Source organism: Providencia sp. 21OH12SH02B-Prov (assembly GCF_027362595.1).
GTDB lineage: Bacteria > Pseudomonadota > Gammaproteobacteria > Enterobacterales > Enterobacteriaceae > Providencia > Providencia zhejiangensis.
Genome location: NZ_CP114796.1, coordinates 955,342 through 977,301 on the forward strand (window position 1 = coordinate 955,342; position 21,960 = coordinate 977,301).

Genomic DNA, 21,960 nt, shown 5'->3' on the forward strand with positions numbered 1-21,960 from the left:
TCATGAAGCCAGAACATCTTGCATTATTGAGAGATAAGCTCTGGCGATTGAATCATCTTTACTGGATCACCAACAAAGAAGGTAAGCCAGTTCGATTTAAAATGACGCCTGAGCAGCTTGAATACTTTGAAGGGATGCACACGCGAAACATTATCCTTAAAGCCCGTCAGCTTGGCTTCACTACTGAGGTTTGCATTATCCAGCTAGACGCAGCGTTATTTGAGGCGGCGAAATGTGCATTGATAGCCCACACACTTAACGATGCTAAGCGACTATTCAGGGAAAAGATAAAGTATGCCTACGAAAAATTACCTGATGAAATTAAAGCAGCAAATCCAGCGAGTAATGATGCGGCTGGTGAGTTGGTGTTTAGCAAAGGCGGCTCGCTTTATATCAGCACGTCATTTCGTGGCGGTACACTACGATATTTACATGTATCTGAGTTCGGCAAGATATGTGCTAAGTATCCAGAGAAAGCCCGTGAGATTGTCACTGGCGCATTTGAGGCGGTATCAAGCGACTGTTTCACGACGATTGAAAGCACAGCGGAGGGTCGAGCAGGTTATTTCTTCGATTATTGCCAGTCTGCTGAGAAAGCGCAAATTCAGAATAAGACTCTCTCTAACCTAGACTGGAAGTTTTTTTTCTTCTCATGGTGGAAGAATCCAGAGTATGCCATCAACCCTGTTGAGCCATTACCGCAACGGTTAGTTGATTATTTCGATGAGATAGCCAGCAAACATGGTGTTCAATTAAACGAGCGTCAAAAAGCATGGTACTACGCCAAAGAGAAAACACTCGGCGATGATATGAAGCGGGAATACCCGTCAATACCGTCTGAGGCATTCCAGCAATCGGTTGAAGGCGCTTACTACGCTAAGCAATTCCGCTTTCTCTACGAAAATAAACGCATTGGTACGCTTCCTGATAATTCACACTTACCGGTTCACACGTACTGGGATATTGGTGTGGGTGACTCAACGTCAATTTGGTTTATTCGTGAAGTGGGCGAGGAGTTCCACGTCATTGATCACTACTCAAACAGTGGTGAAGGTCTACGGCACTACATGAAAGTGCTGAAAGACAAAGGCTACACATATGCAAGTCACAATGGCCCTCATGATATCGATAACCGCGAGTTTGGTTCTGATGCGAAATCTCGGCGTGAATTAGCGCGTGAGGGGTACGAAATCGACGGGCAGATTTACTCAATACGATTTGAAGTGGTGCCGAGAGTGTCTATCGATGAAGGTATCGAAGCGGTGCGTGAAATTCTGCCACTTTGCGTGTTCGATGAGCATAAATGTAGTGAAGGCATTGCACACCTTGAAGCTTACCGCAAAGAGTGGGATGACAAACGTGGCTGTTGGAAAGATAAACCGCTTCACGACTACACATCACATGATGCTGATGGGTTTAGGTATTTTGCGGTGAGCAGAAGAAATACTAAGCGCCCAGCATTCGAAATTAACCTAGGAACAACCTTCTGATGAGTACAACAAATGTAGATTTCAATCGACCGGAGTATAAAGCGGCTGCTCCTCAGTGGGAGTTAGTTCGCGCTGTTTGCCGAGGCGGTGAAGATATAAAAAATTATCTTCCTGAACTTGAAGAACAAGATGGCAAACGCAAAGAGAAGCGCAATAAAGATTATCAAGACCGTGCGGTGTTCTATCCAATAACAGGCAATACTCGCAACGGAATGATAGGGATGGCATTTAAAAAAGATCCCTTAGTTGCTATTGTCGAAAAGCTTTCGTGTTTAAAAGATGATGCTGATGGTGCGGGCTCAAGTATTTATCAACTCGCTCAGTCCTCGCTTGAGTCGGTATTAGAGGTAGGGAGGCATGGTCTGTATGTTGATTACAACAGTGATTCGAAACTCCCGTACATATTCCAATATCGTGCTGAAGACATCATTAACTGGCGTACAGCTCGTATTAATGGGCGCACGATGTTAACGCTGGTGGTATTGCGTGAAACGGTGGAAGAAGAGGACGGGTTTGGATTTAAAGACGCAATTCAATACCGAGTATTAGCGATAGAAGAAGGTAAGTTTATCTGCCGCGTGTATCGCAAGCCCAGTGGAAGTAGCGTTTTTGAAATTTCTTCTGAGTATATACCTGCGCGTGCTGGTAACGGTGTGTGGAATGAAATTCCATTTACATTTATTGGTGCACAGAATAATGATCACACTATTGATGAAGCCCCACTTCTAGGATTGGCAAAAATCAACCTAGGGCATTATCGAAATTCTGCTGATTATGAAGATTCTGTTTTCTTCTGTGGGCAAATACAACCTTATCTAGGTGGGCTAGGAACAGAATGGCGTGACTATCTAGAAAAGAAAGGCGTTATGGTTGGTTCTCGCTCGCCAATTATGTTGCCAGAAAAAGGTTTCTTTGGTTACGCTCAGGCTCAACCTAACATGCTGGCAAAGGAGGCGATGGACAGTAAGCGCGATTATATGGTGGCGCTTGGTGCTCAGTTAGTTTCTGCTGATAGCAAGGTTAAAACGGTTATTCAATCTGTCGGTGAGCAGAACGCACAAACCTCTATCCTGAGTATCTGTTGCTCTAACGTTTCCGATGCATGCAGTAAATCGCTAATATGGTGTGCTGAATACTTAGGTTTAGACACGAAAGATATTTCTTTTGAAATTAACAAAGACCTCGTTAATCATATTGCCGATAGTTCGATGATCCGTGAAATCGTCGCAGCATGGCAATCTGGCGCAACGCGTAAATCTGATTTGGTTCGTAGTTTGCAAAAATATGATGTTATCGACCCCGCTGATGATGTTGATGTGGTGGTGGATGAGCTTAATAATCAAGAGCCGGCAATGGTAGGTGAGACATGAGATCAGTGAATGAGCGGTTGATGGATGAATTGATTGCTCACTCTCTGTTTTCTGGTCGTTATTCTACTGGTGTCGCGAGGCGGATGATAAAGGCGCTCAATGAGTTTGATGCTGAATTAACGGCTTCACTTATTGTGGCGTTGGATGATGCCTCTATCGATATTAATAGCTTCACTGCAAGGCGATTGGAGTCGTTGCTATCCAGCGTTAGAAGTATTAATAAGCGAGCTGTTGATAGCGCTTTTTCGCTACTGACGGAAGAAATGAGAGCGCATGCATTATATGAGGCTGGTTATTACCCATCCCTTTTTGATTCTCTACTACCTGATGTTGTTCTACGCAAATACCCACTAATGAGCATTACAGAGGAAATGCTATTTTCCTCAGTCATGTCTCGCCCATTTCAAGGGAAATTACTTTCTGAATGGGCTGATGGATTAGAGTCAGATCGCATGACACGCATAAATAACGCTGTTCGTAATGGTTATTTAAATGGTGATAGTGCGGTAGAAATCGGACGTAAAATCAGAGGACATGCAAACCAAGGTTATAAGGATGGCGTATTGCAACTAAGCCGAGCTAATGCGACGACAATAGCTAAAACGGCCATTAGCCATTTACAAGCAACAGCGCGAGATCAGTTTGCTGATGCCAATAAAGACATTCTTGATTGTAAACAATGGTTATCTACCCTCGATAATAAAACATCTCACGATTGCATTATTCGGGATAGGTTGAGATACACGCTGGAAGGTAAGCCTATTGGTCATAAAGTTCCTTATCTACAAGGCCCCGGAAAAATCCACTTCAATTGCCGTTCAACAGAAACATTGGTTACTAAATCATGGCGTGAATTAGGCATTGATTTAGATGAGATGGATGCAGGAACGAGAGCATCAATGGACGGGCAAGTGCCAGCGGATACTAATTTTCTTGATTGGATACAGCGACAACCTGAGTGGCGACAGCGACAGGTGTTTGGGGAGACGCGATTTAGGTTGATGAAAGAAGGCGGTATGAATCCTTCTGAGTTTTACACTGACAAAGGTGAGTTTATTTCTCTCGAACAACTCAGGGAGATAGACAAGCAGGCATTTAGAGAGGCTGGATATAGCTAATCAATAAACCATTTAACAAGGTCACTTCGGTGGCCTTTTTTATTACCTAAATTCAGCTTAGGGCTGAGTTATTTCAACGCGCTAGGCGCAAATCAAACCCAAGGGGTGTTACATGTTATTTATGAATATCGAACGCAAATATTATTCACAGGCTGATGATGACTCACAAGGTGGAGGTGGTGGAACGCCGGAAATCACACCTGAAATTCAAGCCATTATTGATAAAGCGGTAAATGATCAAGTATCAGGTTTAAAAGCTAAGCGTGATGAGTTGTTAGGCAAAGTGAAAGAGCAAAGCGATAACTTGAAACGCTTTGAAGGTATTGATCCCGACACTGTGAAGGGAATGCTCAAACGCTTTGAGAATGACGAAGAAGCTAAACTCATTGCAGATGGCAAAATTGACGAGGTTCTCAATAAGCGTACTGAGCGTTTGCGTGGTGATTTCGACAAGAAGTTAAAAGAAGCAAACTCTAAAGCTGAAAAGGCAGAGGCGTTTGCAAATAAATTCCGTGCTCGTGTGTTAGGCGATGAAATTCGTTCTGCAGCAGGGAAAGCGGGTGCATTAACCAGCGCTCAAGAAGATTTAATTTTACGTGCCAAAGGCATTTTTCAGATCAACGATGAAGGTCAGGCCGTAGCCGTTGATGAAGATGGCAATCCAATCATGGGCAAAGATGGTCGCACGCCATTATCACCTATTGAATGGATTGAATCCCTAAAAGAAAGTGCTCCTCACTTATTCCCCGCAGCCTCTGGTACAGATGCAGGGAAACATAAACAAGGTGGTGCACATTTTAAACGTTCTCAAATGTCCGCCAGTGACAAGGCTGATTATATTCGCCGATACGGGCGTGACGCATATTTAAAACTTCCAAAAGAGTAAGGAAATATAAGTAATGGCTACGACAACTAATAGCGATTTAGTGATTTATAACGATTTGGCACAAACGGCGTTCTTAGAGCGTCGCCAAGATAATTTAGCCGTCTTTAATCAGGCGTCAAATGGCGCTATCGTGCTAGATAATCTGTTTATTGAAGGTGACTTCCGTAAACGTGCTTTCTACCAAATTGGCGGTTCTATTGAACACCGTGATGTAAATTCTACGGACACAGTAGAGAATAAAAAAATAGGCGCGGGCGAATCTGTTGATGTAAAAGCACCTTGGAAATATGGTCCTTATGCAACGACAGAAGAAGCATTTAAACGCCGTGGCCGTGATGTATCGGAGTTCTCTGAGCTGGTGGGTACCGATGCGGCAGATGCTTCACTAGAGGGTTATATCAAATACTCTTTAGCTGCTTTAGGTGCCGCTATTGGCAATAACGAAGAAATGGTGGTTACAGCTGATATTGCGACTGATGGTAAGAAAACACTGACAAAAGGTTTGCGCAAATATGGTGATAAATTCAACCGCGTAAATCTGTTTGTTATGCACTCAACCACCTACTTCGATATTGTTGATCAGGCCATTGATAACAAAGTGTATGAAGAAGCGGGTGTGGTTATCTACGGTGGACAGCCGGGCACATTAGGCAAGCCTGTATTGGTAACAGATACAGCGCCAGTAGATGCCATCTTTGGTTTAGTGCCGGGAGCTGTGACCATCACTGAATCCCAAGAGCCAACTTTCCGATCTTATGAAATCAATGACAAGGAGAACTTGGAAATTGGTTATCGTGGTGAAGGCGTGGTTAACGTTGGCGTTCTGGGCTATAGCTGGGATGAATCAAAAGGCAAAAACCCTGACTTAACACAGTTAGGCACCGCAGGTAACTGGAAGAAGCATTTCACTAGCAACAAATTAACCGCTGGCGTCATGATTAAACTGACTGCCGAAGAGGGAAAGTAACCCTGTCAGCGGATAAAGCGTCCGCTATCGCTGACAGTACAGATACAGTAACGATCACTCTTAATTACACCAAGGGTAGCTCTCCAGTCGAAGGAGCTACCGTTAATTGGTCTACAACAGGTGGTAAATTAAGCGTTACTTCATCTAAGACGGGCAAAGCTGGTGGTGCGACAGTGAAATTAACTTCTGATGCACAAGGTGAATTTATTGTCACGGCCACTGTTGATGGTATTGCACAACATACTGATGCAATTACATTCACAGAAAAAACTTCTCCAGACGAGTAATTTAAGGGGCTTTGTGCCCCTCTTTTTTTTGAGGTGAGCATGATTGATCCTGATAAGAACTCTCCAGCATTTAATAGTTACGCCAGTGTTGATGATTTGAAGAAATACGCTGAGGATAGAAATATCACTTTGGCAGATAGTGGATTAGAGGCATTACTAATTACGGCAATGGATTATCTTGAGTCGCAGAAATGGTTAGGTAAACGAACCAATCCAAACCAGCCTTTATCTTTCCCACGTTCAGGGTTATCTCGTGATGGCGTGGCTATCCCAAGCGATCAGATACCAAAGCAATTAATCCAAGCTCAATGCCGTTTAGCGATTGAATCAGTAGAAAATGACCTACAGCCAACGTTAGGCGCTGAAATCACCTCTGAGCGAATTGAGGGGGCTATTACTGTGCAATATGCCGAAGGCACTAATACTGGCGCACCAAACTTTCCTTGGTTAAAAGGTTTATTGTCTGGCTTGATTGATGTCTCAGATGGATTTGCCATTAATACATTTGCAATGAGGTAGCGATGAACATTTATCAGCGTGGGCAAAGCACAGCATTGCGAATGTTGAAAAAATATGGCGTTTCCTATCAGGCTAAGCGTGATGGTAAGCATTGGGTTGATGATGAGGGGCAGGAGCAATTTGAGCCAGAAACGTTATTTTCTGTTGTCGGGGTAAAAACGCAATATAAACCTTACGAAATCGACGGCACTCTTATTCTCTCTACGGATATTAAAATGATACTTCCTCCAGATATTGATATTCAGAAAGGGGATAAGGTGCTTGTCGATGGCGTTTGGTTGCGCGTTCATGAACCGAACCCTGTTAAACCCGCTGATATTATTATCTGCTATCAGTCTCAGTTGAGGGGGTGATATGTCAGATCAGTTCATGAAGTCGATTAACTTATTTATCGATAAAGCCAATGAAAATATTGAAACGGTTGTAAGAAAAACCAGTATTCAAATACTTGCTAGACTAGTTGATATGTCACCTGTTGGAAATCCTGAATTATGGGAAGTTAATAGGGTTGCCTCAAACTACAATAAAGCAGTTTTTGAACATAATGAGTATCTAAAACAAGATCCTAATAATTTAACACCAAAGCGACGTCAATTAAAAAAGCGTGTTCGTGTTAATGACTCTATGGATATTTATGTTCCTCCTGGTTATACAGGTGGTCGATTTAGAGGTAATTGGCAGGTGTCATTTGATGCTCCAGCGGAAGGCGAGACGGGTCGCATAGATAAGTCAGGCAATATGACAAAGGCGTTAGGCAACGTTGTTATTGAACAATTTAAGGTAGGAATGAAAGCTATCTATTTCACAAACAATGTACATTATGCTTACCGCCTCGAAATGGGGCATTCGAAACAAGCACCTAACGGCATGGTTGCCGTGACTGCTGAGGAATTTAGTCAGTTTTTCAACTCTGCCGTATCGGAAGCTAGATCATGAATCAGTCGACAATTAATGCTGAAATACGAAAGCTGGTTGCGAGTATTGGTAAGGATTTAAACCTTAAAATCGCATGGCCTAATCTTTATTTTGATGATATCAACGATCCCTATCTCCAGCTTCATATCATGCCAGCAGAAACGGATAACATTGGGTTATCTCTGGATATGCCTGTTTATCGTGGTGTTATCCAAATTAACGTAGTTGGGAAAGTAGGGAGTGGGGACGATAAGATATCAACTATTGCTGATGACGTTAAAAACAGATTAGAAAATGGATTAACATTAGGGGCGGGTATCTACATTAACGGAGAGCCTAGCCAGTTTACTCCAATTTCAGATGAAACAAATTACACCATTCCTATTCGTGCATCATATCGATGTAACGCAATCCGATAACGCCGCTTAATTGCGGTTTTTTTATACCTAAAAATAGAGGTTAACAATGGCCTATAACATTCCTAATGGCTCACGAGTCTACGTGGCAAGTAAATATGGTAAAGAAGTAGAATTTACTACAGCAAGCAACGCCGCAGAGGCGGTTCTTACCGTGGCTGCATCTAGCGGCGTGAAAGCTGGCGATATTGTTCAAGTAATATCTGGATGGAAAAGAATGTCTGGCGTGTATCGAGTGAAGGCTGCGGCAGAAACTAGCGTCACTCTCGAGGGGGTCGATACCACGGACATAGAAAGATTCCCAGCAGGCGGAGGGAAGGGAACATTAAAAACCATCCAAGAGTGGGAGGTCATGCCGCAGGTAATGACGCTATCCACCGAAGGCGGTGAGCAGCAAACACAAGAAATTCAATTTCTTGAAGATGAGCAAGCGGAAACTATTGATACATATAAATCGGGTATCGTTCAGGTCTATACTTTTGCTCATGACGCTCAATTACCAATTCGTAAGTTACTGATGAAGCTGGATGATACAAAACAGTTAACAGCCATACGATTTTATAACAAACGAGCAGGTGAAGATCGCTATTACTCTGCAAGTGTTTCATTTCAGCGCGTGCCGAACACAGCCATCAATGAGGTTGAGAATGTATCAGCCCGCTTTTCTCTCAAGTCAGATATGCAAATCTACGCGACAGCATAATAACACCCCCTCTTATGAGGGGTATTTTTTAAGGGGTAACAATGCCTAAGTTTACTTTGATTCCTGAACCAAGATTTAAAGCAGATGTAAAAATTCCTGTCGCTGGTAAAGAAAAGCCAGAGATAGTGACGTTTACATTTAATCACATGCCAATGAGCAAGTTGGAAGAGTTGAAAGATGAAAAGGTTGATGACTTCTTCAAGAAAATCATAGCTAATTGGGCTATCGAAGAGCCATATAACGAAGATAATCTCAATTTATTGTTCGATAATTACCCAGCAGCGGCAGGCGCTATAACGACAGCTTATTATCATGAGCTTTTGGGTAATCGCGAAAAAAACTCTTAACGGTCGCCGAGGCGATGTATGGCGGAATGAGTTCAAAAGAATCAGCTGAGTTCGAGCGTGCTTTTGGCTTTCCGCCTGACATTGATGATGTTGAGGTGTGGCCTGACGTTTGGGAATCGTATCAAGTATTTTCAGCCATGAAGACACAATGGCGAGTAGGCATGAGTGGCATCACTGGCTTGGATTACAACCCGTTAAACCAAGTGATGGACTTGCTCAACATCAAAGATAGAGCGACCGTATTTAGCGATCTGCGCATTATGGAAGCTAAGGCGTTAGAGGTAATGCATAAAAAGTAGGGCAGCAATGCCCTAGGAGGATTTATGACTGTTTCAAGTATCAATGTCACGAAATCGCCAATAAAAGATCTGGGTAAATTTTTTTTACATGTTATATTTTTTCCATTAATAGCAATTTGGATGTTTTGGAAAGTACATATGGCTAGTAAAAAAGAAATACTTGAAGACTTGGCGCGGTTCAGGGCTCATGGTGATGTTTTGTACAGAAATTTACATGATGTATCAACATCAGCATTGCAAATAATGGCTCAAATTGAAAACAGATTAAAAGGCAGTGAACTAGAAGAAGATAAAGTCCTATTGGAAGAAATAAATCAATTTTCTGAAAAAGCAATTAGGGCGGCATCTCAGGGTAGTAATTACGCGTCATCCCTACTACGTGATTATGGTAGTGCCATTAAAAAAATAGGTAATAGCTAAGGGTTCGTTATGAGTAATTCAGCGATAAAAGCCATGAAGGAAGTTGATGAATTTTCTATTAGTGACGACTCTAAGTTTATAGAAATAAGCCAGACAGAACATGAGAGGGCATCAAAAGTTGAAACTAAAGACAGAAGCAAACTAACAACTAATTTTGTGTGGGGTTTCTTCATATTACTAGTATGGAGCTTTGTTTTTGTGTTTGTTTATAACTGGGTTGCCGTTTGGTGGGCCATTGACCTACAAGAAAGAGGAATGGTAGAAGCCGCTAATAAAATAGCGCTACTAGAATTGGATAAGGTCATATCTCTTATTGTTGGCGTTCTTGGAACTCCTCTCGGCTTCATCATAGGCTATTACTTTAAAGAAAAGAAAGGCTAACACTCCCTAAAAAACGCCGAATTACACAAGCAAAAGCAAATAATGCGAGGTAGGGTATCAATGCGTACCAACTAGGTGTCATTGTGTATGTATACAGTGGTTTGTGATTTCAAGTGCAAGCACGGTTGGTGAGTAGGAAGAGGTAAGTAGCCAATTATTAGGGTTGAGATGTTTTATAGTAAAGGTAAGAATATGAATAAAATCCTAAGGCAGTATCGACATATGAAGGTACCTTTATTTGAATCTGGATATATTATCTATTGTGGCTCTTGGGATGATTGGCGCTCTCTACATGAAAAACTAGGCATTGATGGTGGGGATAGTTTTGTTAACGGTGCAAGTCATACAGTTACTAACACTCAGTGTGTACTCCATATTATTGGTGTGTTTAACGGTAAATTATCTACTCTAGCTCACGAATGCGCACATATAGCGTTCGACATTTGTCACCGCGTCGGTGTGAGCGTTGAAACAGGAGCCGCGAATGAAACATTTTGTCATCTTATTAGTAGGATGGTGGATTTCTGTGTTAAACCCAAAAAAGCCGACGTAGGCCGGCTTTAATTATCGAGCGTCAATGTAAAATACAAGCAAAACTGTTGACTTAATGTAACTTAACTTACATTATAACCAGAGGTAATACACACCGTATACCTATATGAAGTTGATAACTCATTGGTTTATAACGAGGTTAATATGGGTCACGCACTGCAAAAGCCTAATCGCTTGAATATACCTGCTCGTGACAAAAGTAAAATTGCAGCGCCAAAAGCTGCCATGAGCGAGCAATGTTCTCACGATAATCAAGTCAAGAATGCTTTTGATTTTGGTTTCGCTCGCTATGAAAAAGCCATGGAAAAACTAGCTAAGGTATAGTGAGTGATAAGCATCACAGGGGAGTTTGTCGAAGGGATTAACTATCTATCTATTGATGACCTAATAAACATCAATAGAACATTGATAGAGTTGCAAACTCCCAATGAGCCTATCGAAGTATTGAACTTCAATAACCTTAGCTCATCCCAATCAAGACCAAGCCAAGTGAAATATTATGAGCAGACAGATGACATGTTTGTTCTTACTGCTGTATTAATTGAAAGCCTAATACAAAACCACCCTTTTGCCAATGCGAACAAACGAACTGCCATGATGGCGGGATACGTTTTTTTATTGCTTAATGGCTATGAGCTAACAGCTCCAGAGGATGAAGTGGTAGAAATGGCTCGCGGATTAGCCACTAAAGAATATTCACTTGATGAGCTAGACAGTTGGCTGTGTAATTGGTCAAGAGATTTTGATTCAAGGCAACTTTGTAAAGAGCGAATAGGTATCGAATATTGCTCTATATTCAGATTCAAATTAGATTAACCCACTCCGGTGGGTTTTTTGTTGCCTGAATCTAGCCCGTCTTTGGCTTGTGATGAATGTATGTGCTTTAGTTTGAAATGATGTATAATTTGTATGCACATTTGTATCTATGAGGCAACAAACCATGATTTCAGAGGCTATTATGATGGCAATGCTATCAAGTCCAACAGATAAAAAAGATGTGGATTCAGGCTTGGCTAATTTAGCTATGTCTATAGCTACTATTGTCGATAAAAAGTCAAAAGGTGATGTATCGCCAGATGAAATTATGGATTTAATTGTTGATGGCAAGACTGTGCTAACAACCCTTGTAGCTTCAATCGATGAAGTAATAGCTTTACTTGATGACCCAACAAAAGATGACATAAAAAAACATGCAGGTAATAACCCAGAAGATGTAATGCATGAGTTGGAGCGGGTGATTAAGCATGGTAATAATGCAGTTATGATGATTGAGGCAATGTATAGCATTGCTAAAACTACCAAGGCTTTTCATCCATTTGAAAGCATAGCTGATGGTTACTTTAAAGAAGTTATTCTTAAAATGACTGCACTAAGAAACCATACACAAGCACTTTATAGACAATTTAATCAGCATATTAACCAGTTGCCTGCAATGGTAGAGGAAGATGGGTTTAGCGACGAGGATATAGCCTTATTTAATTCCTCAATTGCTGAATTTAATCGAGATCTGCTTGCTGGTAACTTGCAATGCCAATAGTCACAATCACGCCTAGATATAAAGATAACGGTGTTTATCGGAAGTATGCGGCTAAGCTATCAGCGGCTCTTAATGGCTCATCCCTCTCTGGGTATGTGGGTAAATTTGCTGATTTTAGAAACAGCTCAATAGCGCGTCAGTCATTCATTGAAAAGGTTCATATAAGAACGCCAAATGAAAAACCTTGGGATAGCCAAATTCGACAGGCTGTTAGAGTGAGCGATAACTTTTTAGTGTTTTGTAAGCACTGTATGTACGATGATTATTACCAAATTCTGGCAATCATAACTCCTGATGCACATGCTCGTTCAGATGCATTGCTTCCAATATTGGCAGATATGGCTGAATCTCATTTTCATTCTTTATCACTTAAAGAATTAGCTGAATTAGAGCAATTCTAGTTAGCCCGTCCTTGGGCTGGGTGGTTAGGCTGGTAGCTTGGTTATATCATTACCTTTTATTTCACGAATAACCCATTCGATTTTGAATAAAGGTTCAATCATATGCTCAGTTAATGAGCCAGTATGAGGATAGCCAAGTTGTTTAAGTGATTCCTGAAGCCCTGAATTCCAATACTCTCTCACTGTACGAATGTGAGTCATTGCACCCTCTAAGGTTTTAATTGACAATTGTCTATTAAATGATGGTGCGAGCAGACTATCCTGCTTAGGAATATATTCACCTTCGAGCGGAACACGAGCAGCTAGTGATAATGCCTCTGTGAATTTATCGCTCTCAATTTCTTTGTACGTGCAACCAAAGTGACTTTTTAACGATGACCACATAGTAATCATTGCTTTTGCTTGCTTATCTTTTGGTAATGCTTTACCGCGATTTAAAACTAGCTGCTTAATCGCTTCTTGCTGCTCTGAGGTAATACGACCAGCGATTTGTTTAACCTGTTTGCGTGGCTTAGCCTTAACTTCACCAGTAGTCCAATATTCGTAAAGAACATCGTCACACTCTTCTTGATACTTGATTACTTTATCGCGGATCTCTGGTTTGACTTTGTTAGGGCTGATAGTGTGAAGCCAGCCTGCAAGTTTACGGAGAGCTAGGCAAAGCATTGATTGATCACCGCCTTTTGAAGGTATCACGATTTCCGTGATCCCTTTACGAAACCTTTGTTTTAGCTTTTCAAATTGAGATTGCCAAGTTAACCCCATACCTTCAACTATTGGCTTCATTGGTACATATGGTTCGCCGTTGAAATTTACTACATACAGGTTGTTACCGTGGAAAGGTACGTTAATTGTTGATACACTAGTCATGTCGGTTACTCCGTAGTTTCTGACAAATTAGAAGCCCTAGCTACCGCAAATAGTTGGGGCTTCGCTGTTTTAGTTGACACGTTTTTCTCTTTCTTTCACATACCAAGCTATCGCTTGATTAACTATTGAGTTTTGCGAAATACCATCTTTCGCTGAGAGTTCTACCACTTTACTTTTTAACACCTCTGTTAATCTGAGTTGAAATTTTCCTGTTTTTTTATTGGTATTCATATTTTCATCCTTTCATGTGTCTATGTGACATCACAAAGATATCAATGTGAATCTATATAGTCAACGAATAATTGAGTATATTGTGATATCACAATGACTTTACTGGTGGTTGTATGTCACAAAAAAATACACGAATAAGAGATATGACGCCTTACAGCCTTAGAATGCCTGATACTTTGAAAGAAAAGTTAATGCAAAGGGCAAGTAAGAATGGGCGATCTCTTAATGCTGAAATGGTTATGATTCTTCAGTCTGCGGTAGATGAGGATAGCATCCCTAAAAACTTAAACGAATTGTCACAGCTTGATTCCGAAAAGTTCAAAGAGCTATTCATGGAAACCGTCAAGAAGATGTATGAGGGTAAACCATGAGCGAACAATCACAATTACTTTTTTTATATATATCTGATGAAGAAGGTGAGATGTCAATTCCTAGCTTGGAATGGGAAATACCCCAACCTAAGTTTTATTTCAGAGTTGAACCAAGCCAAGAGGTTTTGAATCTATTTTTCTTTTTTGGGTTGTACTTCTCAAGGAAATCTATTCAATTTACAAACCTAATAATAACTGATCCTGATGGTAATGATGTGAAAAAGGATTCAGATGAGCTCATTGTTAAGGATGGTTTTAAAAACACAGCATATCTTAGGGATATAGGTGATGGGTTAGGATTTGTTATGATGGAAAATAATATAGTCAAATTAACAAAAAATGGACGATATAAGGTAACGGTTAATTTAATAGAAGGGACGCCTGAATCAAAAGTTGTTGATAAATCACGCATTATAAGCAGTTTGGATACATATTTTTTCATTGAGAGAGGGGTGGAAAAATAATGGGGACGGTTCATCAATTCAATCCCAGTGATTTTCTTAAGAGCAGCCCTTCAAATAAATTCGGTGGCGGCAATGGTGGGGGTGGAGATATGGAATCACGAGTAACCAGATTAGAATCCAGCGTTGAAAGCATACAATCCAATATGCTAGAAGCCAAATCAGATATAAGAGCTTTAACGTCTGATGTCGGTGATTTAAAAACTAGCATGGCATTGTTAATTCAAAAAGTAGACAGCATGGCTGAATCTGTTTCTGACATAAAAGCAGCGGTATCTAAGCTGCCAACATCTGAGGTTATTCAAAGTAGGTTTGAATTAATTGAAAATAAAGTAACTGAATTAAGTGGCAAGGTTTCCAATAGACCAAGTGAAGATAAGCTGAACGCCAAGTTCACAGAAGTTAATAGCAAAATAGAGATTGAGTCAGCGAAAACAGAAACGAAAATTAATAGCGCTAGGCTTCAAGTTATTCTTTGGGTTCTTGGTGGGGTTCCTACAATTACTTTTGGTTTGTATCGACTATTCATGATGTACAAAGGTAGCTAATTTGCTCCCATTTGCACCATATAGCATATAGGCTGTGGTATTTGTTAAGCAAAGGTGAGCTTAAAGGCTCGGCGAAGTTGATGTGAGGTAAAAATGTCACCAATATTTGGATTTATGCTTTATGGGTTACTAGTAATTATTGTTAGTGTGATAGCTGGAAAAAGAAACGGAGTGCTAAAGGGTATTGTCTATTTTGTAGTTATGTGTATAGCATCATTTGCTATGGTGGTTATTACCAGCAATGCAACAGATAGAAACGGGTTACTTGCTGGTTTTTCTGCCTTTTTGCCAATAGTTATTGGGTTGATTGTTTCTTTGTCTACGAGCACAGATGAGAATATTGCAGTAAAAAGCGGCGAGAGTAACTCGTATAAGAAGTGTCCGTTTTGCGCAGAAGCGGTTAGGAAAGAGGCTATAAAATGTAAACACTGCGGTAGCGATCTAACTAATAATTAGCATAATTATTTATTTGATATCAAATAAGACCACCTTCGGGTGGTTTTTTTATATCTGGAGGAAATTAAATGGCAGATATAGCAACAATCTCATTAAAGGCTGATACGGCAGATCTAGAACGTGGAACTCAAAAGTTAAAGGAGTTTGGTAGCACGGCAGAAAAGGTGAATGATTCCGCACAAGATTTAAATGAACAATTTAAACGAGGTGTTGATAATCAGAAAAAAGCCACTCAAGCCGCAGAGAAACAGCGTAAAGAGCTTCATGAATTATTGAATCAACTCAACCCCACTAATAAAGCATTTGAACGATTAGATGAATGGCAAGAAAAGTTATCAGCGGCAAGCAAGAAAGGAATGTTACCCACAGACCAGTTCCATGACTACAACAATATTCTGGAACAGATGAGAGACAAATTGCAGAAGATGCATATGTCTTTAACAGTTGAAGGGCAAGCCTTATTGGCTCAAGAAGCAGCAACAAACAAAGCGAAACAGGCTGCTGACGAGTTTTTGCAATCATTAAAAAATCAGACAGATACTCTTGGTAAGACTAGGACGGAAATTCTTGAATTAAAAGCAGCTCAGATGGGTGTTTCGCAACAAGCGGCTCCTATGATTGCGAAGCTGAAGGAGCAAGAAAAAGCATTTATGAATGGATCTATTACTATAGGTCAATATCGAAATGCCATGCGTCAATTGCCTGCTCAAATGACAGATATTGTTACGTCGTTAGCGTCTGGAATGCCTGTATGGATGGTAATGGTTCAGCAAGGCGGGCAGATTAAAGATTCGTTCGGTGGTATTGGAAACTCATTAAAAGCACTGACATCACTTATTACCCCTGCAAGGGTTGCTATGTTTGGTTTTGCAGGTGCTGCGGCAGCAGTAGCTTTGGCGGCTTACCAAGGATCTAAAGAATTTGGTGAGTATAATAAGCAGTTAATTCTTACTGGTGGTTATGCAGGAAGAACAGCTGCACAGCTGGATGCTTTGGCTAGAAGCTTATCGGGGAATGGGATAACTCAGTATGGAATGGCTGATACTATTTCAAAAGTAGTTGGCTCTGGTGCTTTCTCGGGCCGAGATGTTGACATGGTATCTAAAACCGCTGCTGCTATGGAAAAAGCCGTTGGTCAATCGGTTGATGAGACAATAAAGCAATTTCAGAGATTGCAAGAAGATCCAGTTAAAGCAGTCACTGAATTAGATAAATCATTACATTTTTTAACTGCTACCCAATTAGAACAAATAACCACACTTCAGACGCAAGGAAAAGAGCAAGAAGCGGCTAAATTAGCTATGGAATCCTATGCTAATGCAATGGACGAAAGGACAAAGCAGATAAAAAACAACTTAGGTACTCTTGAGGAGGCTTGGAGCTGGGTTGGCAATGAGGCTAAAAAAGCATGGGATAAAATGCTAGATATTGGTAGGGAGGAGTCAGTAGAAGATGAGATTAGTCGGTTAGAAGATTATATATCAAGATTTGATGGATCAATTTATACACTAGGAATGGATGAACGAAAGCAACGACTAGCTCAGCTGAAGTTTAAACAATTTAGGCAAGGGATAGAGGATTCTTTAAAACAATCATTCATTGGAATAAACGAAAGAAACAAACAGCAATTGATAGAGGATAATGAATTAAAGCGACAATACGAAACCGCAGAGGAAAAGCACCAGAGAACACTCAATGAGATAAAAAATAAAGCGTATGCTTCACAAGCTGCAAAAGATGAAGCCATCCGCCGAGAGAAAGAGCGTTACGAGAAAGAAAAAGCTAGAGGACAAAATAAACCTGCCACATATCGCCCTGACTACGGCACTCGGGCTGATGAGTCAGCTAATGAAGCGCTAGTATCTCTCCAGTCTCAACTGAAAGTATTGAAGGAGCACAAAACTGTTGCTGATGTGATTAGCGCTGAGCGTAAAAAGCTTTGGGATATGGAAGCTAAAATATCAGTAATAGAAGAAGCAAGGTCAACGCGCAAACTTACCAAAGATGAGCAGGCATTATTAGCGAAGAAAGAAATTATCCTTGAATCACAAAAGGCATTAGCGGTTGCAGGGGATGCTGTAGAGCTTCAGAAGCAACATAACCGAGAACTAGACAGACAGCTCAAACGAGTTGAGGAAATCAATGCCAGAAGTCGCGCCTTAGAGTTGGGAGCTGGTAAGTCTGACCGTATGTACCAGCGTGACATTGCACTTGAGCAGGCTAAGTCACCAGCAGAGAGAAAAGCACTAGAGGATTATTACAGCAAAGAGGATTCTTTACGCGCCAATTGGGAAGCTGGTGTTAAAAAAGGCTTTGCCGAGTTCCAAGACCAAGCGACGAATGTTTACGGCAACGTAGCTCAAATTAGTCAGTCGTTTTTCCAAGGTATGAGTAACAGTCTTTCAGATTTTGTCATTACGGGTAAAGCGAGTTTCGGTGACTTCACTCGCTCATTCTTAGAGATGACCACCAAGATGTTAATGCAGATGGCTATGCTAAATGCTATGAAAGCGGCATTTGGCGACACGGTTGTAGGTAATTTCTTGGGGCTAAAAGGTCACTCGGAAGGCGGCTACACTGGCGATGGCGGCAAGTATCAACCGATGGGCATCGTTCATGGTGGAGAGTTTGTATTCACAAAAGAAGCCACGCAACGGCTAGGCATTGCCAACCTTTACCGGCTAATGGATTACGGTCAAAAAGGGTACGCTTCTGGCGGCTATGTTGGTGGTTCTGCTCCGATGTCAGTTACGCAACCAACCGCATTTATCGCTCGCAATCCTCAAATTGCTGGTGGTGGGGTGAATGTGACGATAGACATGAGTGGCGTTAAGATTGAAAGTGGACAGCAACAAAGTGCAATGCCAAATATAGACGTGAGAGCTGCCGAGCAATCGTTAAAGAATAAGGTTAAGAGTCTTTTTATTAGTGAAGGGCGAGAAGGTGGTGATTTGTACAAGATCATTAAAGCAGTGTCAGGAAATAGATAACCATTTAATAAAAGAGGTAGTTATGAAATTAAAATTAGGAAATATTTGTATTCGTCCAGAAGATAAAGAAATTAGCATTCCAGTAGATGTATACATGGGAAATGAAGCTTATTTTGAACCACCAAAAGCATATCTGATTTATCAAGCGAGCTTTGATGCTAATAAGCCTCTTTCGGAATATTTTAAAGAATCCGAAGAATATGCAAGAAAAACAATTAAAGAATTAAACCAATAACAGCCACCAAATTCGGTGGCTTTTTAATGAGAGGTAGTTATGAAAATTGAAGTTGGATTTCCAATCAAATCATTTAGATTTACAGAGGGAGCTACTGAGGAATTTAAAAAAACATTTAAATTCTCTGCTGGTACTGTCGATACATTAGAATCAAAGATAGTTATTACTAACATTCTATCAAATGATGATAGATCAAATCTAATCTTAAGTTACACGGAGGATTTTAACCCAGAAGAAGGATTGAAATACTTTTTTGAACGAGCTGAGAAGTATGCACATAGTTACCTAGAGCAGCTATCAAAAAGCACAGCAATATCAACATTTGCTGTGCCAGTATAATTATTTAATATCTTTTATTTTGTTGAAGATTTCCTTTGATTTAGCTTCAATAAAATAGGCATATTCGGTGATGTCTCTTTCTATTGCATCCTTTTTAGATTGATCAGAGCCGTAAACAGCTTCAAGGCATTTAATTATCATTGGATAAAATTGCTCGGGGTCTTTCGATGTCTTGGCTGCAAATGCTACATAAAAAGGCAGCACTTCATCGAGTACGGCTTTGCTGTTTAGTAAATTGGGAACAGCAATATCTAACTGTTCATGGACTGGTTTATATGGATCTAATGTTTTTGCACTCATAAAACCTCACACCGAAGTAAATCAGCCATTCCTTCGGTTAAATTCACAGGGCTGAACTTTTACCATAAACCAAATTTAACTATTGAAAATCCTGATATTTGATCATTAGGCGGCTTTGTGCCGTCTTTTTTCGAGGTAAACCATGATTGAAGAATTTAAGTGGCGAATGCAAACGCAAGAAACGCCAACGGGTGAGTTCACTCATCGAATAAAAGAAGTCACTTTTGGTGATGGTTACAAACAAGTTGCGGGCGATGGAATTAACACGGAATCTCAGTCATGGCCTTTTACCTATACAGGAATGAAAGATGAGGTGATGCCGATATTTAAGTTTATCCGTGAGCACACCGCAAAATCATTTATATGGACGCCACCATTTGGAGAAAAGGGGTTGTATCGCGTTAAGTCAGATTCAATCACGATGACCCCCATTGGTGGTCTTGCAGTCACTATCACAGCAACATTCGAGCAGGTCTTTAGCGCATGAATATTACATCTGACATTCAAAAACTAGAATCGGGCAACAAGGTTCAACTTATCGAAGTTGATGGGTCTGAATTTGATGGGCCGGTGCTTAGGTTTCACGCTTACAACTTGCCTCATACGCCAGAAGAGATTGACGCCGCGGATGGTGACATCAAGCCAAAATCTATCTGGTGGCAAGGTAATGAGTACGGAGCATGGCCTTATGAAATTGAGGGCATGTCAAAAAATAGCGATGGTAGCCCGCCAAGGCCAACATTGAGGGTTGCTAACATCGATGGGCTGATATCGTCATTGTGTTTGCAATTTGACGACATGGCCTTAGCCAAGGTCACTATTTATGAAACTTTTGCTCACTATCTTGATGCCAAAAATTTTCCTGATGGTAATCCAACCGCTAACCCTGATGAGTGTTTTAAACAGGTTTATTACATTGACCGTAAAACTAATGAGGTGGCTGGTGAAGCTGTTGAGTTCGAGCTTTCTACCCCGTTTGATTTACAGGGAATTATGATACCCGTTCGCCAGATACATAATCTGTGCTATTGGTGCATGAAGGGTGATTACCGCAGTGGTCGCGGGTGTAACTATACCGGCAATAAATATTTCAATGAGCGTGGAGAGCCGGTTGATGATCCTGCATTAGACAAATGCGGTGGGCTTATCAGTGACTGCAAAAAACGCTTTGGTGAGAATGAACCCTTGGATTTTGGTGGGTTCCCAGCAGCAGGGTTAATACGATGATCACAAAAAAATTAACTGAACTGATATTTGAGCATGTGAAAGCCGAATACCCCAAAGAAGCTTGCGGAGTTATCTGTCAGAAAAGTCGAGTTAAAAAATACTTTCCTTGTAGCAATCTTTCAGATAACCCAACAGAGCATTTTGAGCTTTCTCCAGAAGATTACGCTCTTGCTGAGGACTGGGGTGAGCCAATAGCAATTGTGCACAGCCATTGCGGTGATGGTGTAACGACTCAACCTAGCGAAATAGATAAATTACAGTGTGATGCAACGGGATTGCCGTGGGTTATTGCATCGTGGCCAGAGGGCGACATCCGAGTTATTCAACCTCGAGGTGAGCGCGAATTAGAAGGACGGCCATTTGTACTGGGGCATGCTGATTGCTGGTCGTTAATCATGGATTACTATCGACAAACACACGGGATAGAGTTGCATAACTACAGCGTTGATCGACATTGGTGGGAAGAAGGTGAAAACTTATACATGGATAATTACCAGAAAGCAGGTTTTGTCGACGTTACTGGTGAGCCTAAAGAAGGTGACATGGTGATTATGCAAGTGCAAGCTGACGTTCCCAACCATGCAGGGGTAATAGTCGACGGTATGTTACTTCATCATCTATATGGTCAACTGAGTCGACTTGTTCCCTACAGCGATTATTGGCGTGATCGGACGGTTAAAATTGTTCGGAGGAAAGAGTTTGTATGAGCCTAAAAACAATACGTCTATATGGCGTTCTTGGCGCAAAATTTGGGCGTGAACATAAATTAGATATAGATTCCCCTCGTGAAGCCATAAAAGCATTATCAGTGCTTTATGACGGCTTTGAGCAATTCCTCGCGAATGCACACCTGAAAGGGCTAGAGTTTGCTGTATTTAAAGGTAAGCGCAATATTAGTGAAGATGAATTACATCTTGATACCACAGAAGATATCCGCATAGCACCAATCATTAAAGGAAGTAAACGAGGCGGATTTTTTCAAACAGTACTGGGTATCGCTATGATTGGGCTTGCAGTCTGGAACCCTGCATTTTTAGCTATGTCAGCTACCACCAATAGCGCTTTAATGCTAGGCGGGGCAGCAATGGCAATTGGTGGTATCGTTCAGATGCTATCCCCACAACCGCGTGGTTTATCCATACGTCAAGACGCCGACAATAAACCGTCTTATGCCTTTGGTGGCACAGTCAACACCACTGCGCAAGGTAATCCTGTGCCGCTATTTTATGGGCTAGACCGACGCGAAATCGGCGGCGCTATTATCTCTGCAGGGATATATACCGAAGATCAGCAATAACAACAATGAATTTCAGAATAGCCACTT

Annotated in this window: 34 protein-coding genes; 31 read left to right on the top strand and 3 right to left on the bottom strand. The window is 41.1% G+C overall.

Annotated elements, in window-relative coordinates:
* Positions 1-2 precede the first annotated feature (2 nt).
* From O7C57_RS04630 to O7C57_RS04725, 20 genes are all read left to right on the top strand, one after another.
* A complete protein-coding gene (locus O7C57_RS04630) occupies positions 3-1,490 on the top strand; it encodes a terminase (RefSeq protein ID WP_269723702.1) in 1,488 nt (495 codons plus the stop codon).
* Positions 1,490-2,860, top strand: a complete 1,371-nt coding sequence (locus tag O7C57_RS04635) for a DUF4055 domain-containing protein (protein ID WP_269723703.1) — start codon at positions 1,490-1,492, stop codon at positions 2,858-2,860. Before O7C57_RS04630 ends, O7C57_RS04635 begins: the two co-directional genes overlap by 1 nt.
* Positions 2,857-3,978: a phage minor head protein gene (locus O7C57_RS04640; protein ID WP_269723704.1), complete on the top strand. Its 1,122-nt coding sequence runs from the start codon at positions 2,857-2,859 to the stop codon at positions 3,976-3,978. Before O7C57_RS04635 ends, O7C57_RS04640 begins: the two co-directional genes overlap by 4 nt.
* Before the next feature lie 112 nt (positions 3,979-4,090).
* The gene (locus tag O7C57_RS04645; protein ID WP_269723705.1) at positions 4,091-4,864 is read left to right on the top strand and encodes a hypothetical protein; all 774 of its coding nucleotides are present in this window, start codon (positions 4,091-4,093) and stop codon (positions 4,862-4,864) included.
* 13 nt (positions 4,865-4,877) lie between these two features.
* Positions 4,878-5,831: a major capsid protein gene (locus O7C57_RS04650; protein ID WP_196715503.1), complete on the top strand. Its 954-nt coding sequence runs from the start codon at positions 4,878-4,880 to the stop codon at positions 5,829-5,831.
* Between the two features lie 53 nt (positions 5,832-5,884).
* Positions 5,885-6,118, top strand: a complete 234-nt coding sequence (locus O7C57_RS04655; protein WP_231405929.1) for an Ig-like domain-containing protein — start codon at positions 5,885-5,887, stop codon at positions 6,116-6,118.
* Between the two features lie 39 nt (positions 6,119-6,157).
* Positions 6,158-6,637 carry a DnaT-like ssDNA-binding protein gene (locus tag O7C57_RS04660; protein WP_196715502.1) on the top strand — a complete coding sequence of 160 codons (480 nt, stop codon included), beginning with the start codon at positions 6,158-6,160 and terminating at the stop codon, positions 6,635-6,637.
* A gap of 2 nt (positions 6,638-6,639) precedes the next feature.
* Positions 6,640-6,990: a hypothetical protein gene (locus tag O7C57_RS04665; RefSeq protein ID WP_171831146.1), complete on the top strand. Its 351-nt coding sequence runs from the start codon at positions 6,640-6,642 to the stop codon at positions 6,988-6,990.
* A gap of 1 nt (position 6,991) precedes the next feature.
* The gene (locus O7C57_RS04670) at positions 6,992-7,573 is read left to right on the top strand and encodes a hypothetical protein (protein WP_269723706.1); all 582 of its coding nucleotides are present in this window, start codon (positions 6,992-6,994) and stop codon (positions 7,571-7,573) included.
* Positions 7,570-7,971 (top strand): phage tail terminator-like protein, encoded by a 402-nt coding sequence (locus O7C57_RS04675; RefSeq protein ID WP_269723707.1) that lies wholly within the window; start codon positions 7,570-7,572, stop codon positions 7,969-7,971. Before O7C57_RS04670 ends, O7C57_RS04675 begins: the two co-directional genes overlap by 4 nt.
* Before the next feature lie 151 nt (positions 7,972-8,122).
* Complete coding sequence (locus tag O7C57_RS04680; RefSeq protein WP_269723708.1) at positions 8,123-8,671, top strand: phage tail protein; 549 nt, start codon at positions 8,123-8,125, stop codon at positions 8,669-8,671.
* Positions 8,672-8,712: 41 nt separating this feature from the next.
* Complete coding sequence (locus O7C57_RS04685) at positions 8,713-9,018, top strand: phage tail assembly chaperone (protein WP_269723709.1); 306 nt, start codon at positions 8,713-8,715, stop codon at positions 9,016-9,018.
* A 26-nt stretch (positions 9,019-9,044) separates the two neighbouring features.
* Complete coding sequence (locus tag O7C57_RS04690) at positions 9,045-9,317, top strand: DUF1799 domain-containing protein (RefSeq protein WP_163748649.1); 273 nt, start codon at positions 9,045-9,047, stop codon at positions 9,315-9,317.
* A gap of 24 nt (positions 9,318-9,341) precedes the next feature.
* Positions 9,342-9,737 carry a hypothetical protein gene (locus tag O7C57_RS04695; RefSeq protein WP_269723710.1) on the top strand — a complete coding sequence of 132 codons (396 nt, stop codon included), beginning with the start codon at positions 9,342-9,344 and terminating at the stop codon, positions 9,735-9,737.
* A 9-nt stretch (positions 9,738-9,746) separates the two neighbouring features.
* Entirely contained in the window at positions 9,747-10,118 is a 372-nt protein-coding gene (locus O7C57_RS04700; RefSeq protein ID WP_269723711.1) for a hypothetical protein, read from the top strand.
* A gap of 192 nt (positions 10,119-10,310) precedes the next feature.
* Positions 10,311-10,682, top strand: a complete 372-nt coding sequence (locus O7C57_RS04705) for a hypothetical protein (RefSeq protein ID WP_072502332.1) — start codon at positions 10,311-10,313, stop codon at positions 10,680-10,682.
* A 132-nt stretch (positions 10,683-10,814) separates the two neighbouring features.
* Positions 10,815-10,994 carry a hypothetical protein gene (locus O7C57_RS04710; protein ID WP_042847844.1) on the top strand — a complete coding sequence of 60 codons (180 nt, stop codon included), beginning with the start codon at positions 10,815-10,817 and terminating at the stop codon, positions 10,992-10,994.
* A gap of 12 nt (positions 10,995-11,006) precedes the next feature.
* The gene (locus O7C57_RS04715; RefSeq protein ID WP_042848061.1) at positions 11,007-11,486 is read left to right on the top strand and encodes a type II toxin-antitoxin system death-on-curing family toxin; all 480 of its coding nucleotides are present in this window, start codon (positions 11,007-11,009) and stop codon (positions 11,484-11,486) included.
* Between the two features lie 142 nt (positions 11,487-11,628).
* Positions 11,629-12,207, top strand: coding sequence for a hypothetical protein (locus O7C57_RS04720; RefSeq protein ID WP_269723712.1), 579 nt, complete (start codon positions 11,629-11,631; stop codon positions 12,205-12,207).
* Positions 12,198-12,608 (top strand): type II toxin-antitoxin system YafO family toxin, encoded by a 411-nt coding sequence (locus O7C57_RS04725; protein ID WP_269723713.1) that lies wholly within the window; start codon positions 12,198-12,200, stop codon positions 12,606-12,608. The genes O7C57_RS04720 and O7C57_RS04725 overlap by 10 nt, the downstream gene beginning before the upstream one ends.
* Positions 12,609-12,632: 24 nt before the next feature.
* On the opposite strand, the gene O7C57_RS04730 is transcribed toward O7C57_RS04725, so the two are convergent.
* On the bottom strand, positions 12,633-13,478 hold the full coding sequence (locus tag O7C57_RS04730) for a phage antirepressor N-terminal domain-containing protein (RefSeq protein ID WP_269723714.1): 846 nt from the start codon (positions 13,476-13,478) through the stop codon (positions 12,633-12,635).
* 69 nt (positions 13,479-13,547) lie between these two features.
* The gene (locus tag O7C57_RS04735; protein ID WP_004245955.1) at positions 13,548-13,709 is read right to left on the bottom strand and encodes a toxin-antitoxin system HicB family antitoxin; all 162 of its coding nucleotides are present in this window, start codon (positions 13,707-13,709) and stop codon (positions 13,548-13,550) included.
* A gap of 113 nt (positions 13,710-13,822) precedes the next feature.
* Here O7C57_RS04735 and O7C57_RS04740 point away from each other — a divergent pair, with 113 nt between their 5' ends.
* From O7C57_RS04740 to O7C57_RS04770, 7 genes are all read left to right on the top strand, one after another.
* Complete coding sequence (locus O7C57_RS04740; RefSeq protein WP_269723715.1) at positions 13,823-14,080, top strand: Arc family DNA-binding protein; 258 nt, start codon at positions 13,823-13,825, stop codon at positions 14,078-14,080.
* Positions 14,077-14,544, top strand: coding sequence for a hypothetical protein (locus O7C57_RS04745; protein ID WP_269723716.1), 468 nt, complete (start codon positions 14,077-14,079; stop codon positions 14,542-14,544). The genes O7C57_RS04740 and O7C57_RS04745 overlap by 4 nt, the downstream gene beginning before the upstream one ends.
* Positions 14,544-15,089 carry a hypothetical protein gene (locus O7C57_RS04750; RefSeq protein WP_269723717.1) on the top strand — a complete coding sequence of 182 codons (546 nt, stop codon included), beginning with the start codon at positions 14,544-14,546 and terminating at the stop codon, positions 15,087-15,089. Before O7C57_RS04745 ends, O7C57_RS04750 begins: the two co-directional genes overlap by 1 nt.
* Positions 15,090-15,182: 93 nt before the next feature.
* Complete coding sequence (locus O7C57_RS04755) at positions 15,183-15,545, top strand: DUF2545 family protein (RefSeq protein ID WP_269723718.1); 363 nt, start codon at positions 15,183-15,185, stop codon at positions 15,543-15,545.
* Between the two features lie 68 nt (positions 15,546-15,613).
* Positions 15,614-18,535 carry a phage tail tape measure protein gene (locus tag O7C57_RS04760; protein WP_269723719.1) on the top strand — a complete coding sequence of 974 codons (2,922 nt, stop codon included), beginning with the start codon at positions 15,614-15,616 and terminating at the stop codon, positions 18,533-18,535.
* A gap of 22 nt (positions 18,536-18,557) precedes the next feature.
* Positions 18,558-18,770 carry a hypothetical protein gene (locus tag O7C57_RS04765; RefSeq protein WP_269723720.1) on the top strand — a complete coding sequence of 71 codons (213 nt, stop codon included), beginning with the start codon at positions 18,558-18,560 and terminating at the stop codon, positions 18,768-18,770.
* Between the two features lie 39 nt (positions 18,771-18,809).
* Positions 18,810-19,109, top strand: a complete 300-nt coding sequence (locus O7C57_RS04770; protein WP_269723721.1) for a hypothetical protein — start codon at positions 18,810-18,812, stop codon at positions 19,107-19,109.
* Here the strand turns inward: O7C57_RS04770 and O7C57_RS04775 are convergent, their stop codons facing one another.
* Positions 19,110-19,409, bottom strand: a complete 300-nt coding sequence (locus tag O7C57_RS04775; protein WP_269723722.1) for a hypothetical protein — start codon at positions 19,407-19,409, stop codon at positions 19,110-19,112.
* Positions 19,410-19,551: 142 nt separating this feature from the next.
* Between O7C57_RS04775 and O7C57_RS04780 the strand changes: the two genes are divergently transcribed.
* The 4 genes from O7C57_RS04780 to O7C57_RS04795 are packed head-to-tail and all read left to right on the top strand — an operon-like array spanning position 19,552 to position 21,933.
* On the top strand, positions 19,552-19,896 hold the full coding sequence (locus O7C57_RS04780; protein ID WP_269723723.1) for a phage tail protein: 345 nt from the start codon (positions 19,552-19,554) through the stop codon (positions 19,894-19,896).
* Positions 19,893-20,636, top strand: a complete 744-nt coding sequence (locus tag O7C57_RS04785) for a phage minor tail protein L (RefSeq protein WP_269723724.1) — start codon at positions 19,893-19,895, stop codon at positions 20,634-20,636. The genes O7C57_RS04780 and O7C57_RS04785 overlap by 4 nt, the downstream gene beginning before the upstream one ends.
* Positions 20,633-21,343 carry a C40 family peptidase gene (locus O7C57_RS04790; RefSeq protein ID WP_269723725.1) on the top strand — a complete coding sequence of 237 codons (711 nt, stop codon included), beginning with the start codon at positions 20,633-20,635 and terminating at the stop codon, positions 21,341-21,343. Before O7C57_RS04785 ends, O7C57_RS04790 begins: the two co-directional genes overlap by 4 nt.
* Entirely contained in the window at positions 21,340-21,933 is a 594-nt protein-coding gene (locus tag O7C57_RS04795; RefSeq protein WP_004916371.1) for a tail assembly protein, read from the top strand. The genes O7C57_RS04790 and O7C57_RS04795 overlap by 4 nt, the downstream gene beginning before the upstream one ends.
* Positions 21,934-21,960 lie beyond the last annotated feature (27 nt).

Bases quoted from the DNA above. Each gene is read 5' to 3' on its own strand.
- O7C57_RS04630 (WP_269723702.1), top strand. From the start codon at position 3: ATGAAGCCAGAACATCTTGCATTATTGAGAGATAAGCTCTGGCGATTG.
- O7C57_RS04635 (WP_269723703.1), top strand. From the start codon at position 1,490: ATGAGTACAACAAATGTAGATTTCAATCGACCGGAGTATAAAGCGGCT.
- O7C57_RS04640 (WP_269723704.1), top strand. From the start codon at position 2,857: ATGAGATCAGTGAATGAGCGGTTGATGGATGAATTGATTGCTCACTCT.
- O7C57_RS04645 (WP_269723705.1), top strand. From the start codon at position 4,091: ATGTTATTTATGAATATCGAACGCAAATATTATTCACAGGCTGATGAT.
- O7C57_RS04650 (WP_196715503.1), top strand. From the start codon at position 4,878: ATGGCTACGACAACTAATAGCGATTTAGTGATTTATAACGATTTGGCA.
- O7C57_RS04660 (WP_196715502.1), top strand. From the start codon at position 6,158: ATGATTGATCCTGATAAGAACTCTCCAGCATTTAATAGTTACGCCAGT.
- O7C57_RS04665 (WP_171831146.1), top strand. From the start codon at position 6,640: ATGAACATTTATCAGCGTGGGCAAAGCACAGCATTGCGAATGTTGAAA.
- O7C57_RS04670 (WP_269723706.1), top strand. From the start codon at position 6,992: ATGTCAGATCAGTTCATGAAGTCGATTAACTTATTTATCGATAAAGCC.
- O7C57_RS04675 (WP_269723707.1), top strand. From the start codon at position 7,570: ATGAATCAGTCGACAATTAATGCTGAAATACGAAAGCTGGTTGCGAGT.
- O7C57_RS04685 (WP_269723709.1), top strand. From the start codon at position 8,713: ATGCCTAAGTTTACTTTGATTCCTGAACCAAGATTTAAAGCAGATGTA.
- O7C57_RS04690 (WP_163748649.1), top strand. From the start codon at position 9,045: ATGAGTTCAAAAGAATCAGCTGAGTTCGAGCGTGCTTTTGGCTTTCCG.
- O7C57_RS04695 (WP_269723710.1), top strand. From the start codon at position 9,342: ATGACTGTTTCAAGTATCAATGTCACGAAATCGCCAATAAAAGATCTG.
- O7C57_RS04700 (WP_269723711.1), top strand. From the start codon at position 9,747: ATGAGTAATTCAGCGATAAAAGCCATGAAGGAAGTTGATGAATTTTCT.
- O7C57_RS04705 (WP_072502332.1), top strand. From the start codon at position 10,311: ATGAATAAAATCCTAAGGCAGTATCGACATATGAAGGTACCTTTATTT.
- O7C57_RS04710 (WP_042847844.1), top strand. From the start codon at position 10,815: ATGGGTCACGCACTGCAAAAGCCTAATCGCTTGAATATACCTGCTCGT.
- O7C57_RS04720 (WP_269723712.1), top strand. From the start codon at position 11,629: ATGATGGCAATGCTATCAAGTCCAACAGATAAAAAAGATGTGGATTCA.
- O7C57_RS04725 (WP_269723713.1), top strand. From the start codon at position 12,198: ATGCCAATAGTCACAATCACGCCTAGATATAAAGATAACGGTGTTTAT.
- O7C57_RS04730 (WP_269723714.1), bottom strand. From the start codon at position 13,478: ATGACTAGTGTATCAACAATTAACGTACCTTTCCACGGTAACAACCTG.
- O7C57_RS04735 (WP_004245955.1), bottom strand. From the start codon at position 13,709: ATGAATACCAATAAAAAAACAGGAAAATTTCAACTCAGATTAACAGAG.
- O7C57_RS04740 (WP_269723715.1), top strand. From the start codon at position 13,823: ATGTCACAAAAAAATACACGAATAAGAGATATGACGCCTTACAGCCTT.
- O7C57_RS04745 (WP_269723716.1), top strand. From the start codon at position 14,077: ATGAGCGAACAATCACAATTACTTTTTTTATATATATCTGATGAAGAA.
- O7C57_RS04750 (WP_269723717.1), top strand. From the start codon at position 14,544: ATGGGGACGGTTCATCAATTCAATCCCAGTGATTTTCTTAAGAGCAGC.
- O7C57_RS04755 (WP_269723718.1), top strand. From the start codon at position 15,183: ATGTCACCAATATTTGGATTTATGCTTTATGGGTTACTAGTAATTATT.
- O7C57_RS04760 (WP_269723719.1), top strand. From the start codon at position 15,614: ATGGCAGATATAGCAACAATCTCATTAAAGGCTGATACGGCAGATCTA.
- O7C57_RS04765 (WP_269723720.1), top strand. From the start codon at position 18,558: ATGAAATTAAAATTAGGAAATATTTGTATTCGTCCAGAAGATAAAGAA.
- O7C57_RS04770 (WP_269723721.1), top strand. From the start codon at position 18,810: ATGAAAATTGAAGTTGGATTTCCAATCAAATCATTTAGATTTACAGAG.
- O7C57_RS04775 (WP_269723722.1), bottom strand. From the start codon at position 19,409: ATGAGTGCAAAAACATTAGATCCATATAAACCAGTCCATGAACAGTTA.
- O7C57_RS04780 (WP_269723723.1), top strand. From the start codon at position 19,552: ATGATTGAAGAATTTAAGTGGCGAATGCAAACGCAAGAAACGCCAACG.
- O7C57_RS04785 (WP_269723724.1), top strand. From the start codon at position 19,893: ATGAATATTACATCTGACATTCAAAAACTAGAATCGGGCAACAAGGTT.
- O7C57_RS04790 (WP_269723725.1), top strand. From the start codon at position 20,633: ATGATCACAAAAAAATTAACTGAACTGATATTTGAGCATGTGAAAGCC.
- O7C57_RS04795 (WP_004916371.1), top strand. From the start codon at position 21,340: ATGAGCCTAAAAACAATACGTCTATATGGCGTTCTTGGCGCAAAATTT.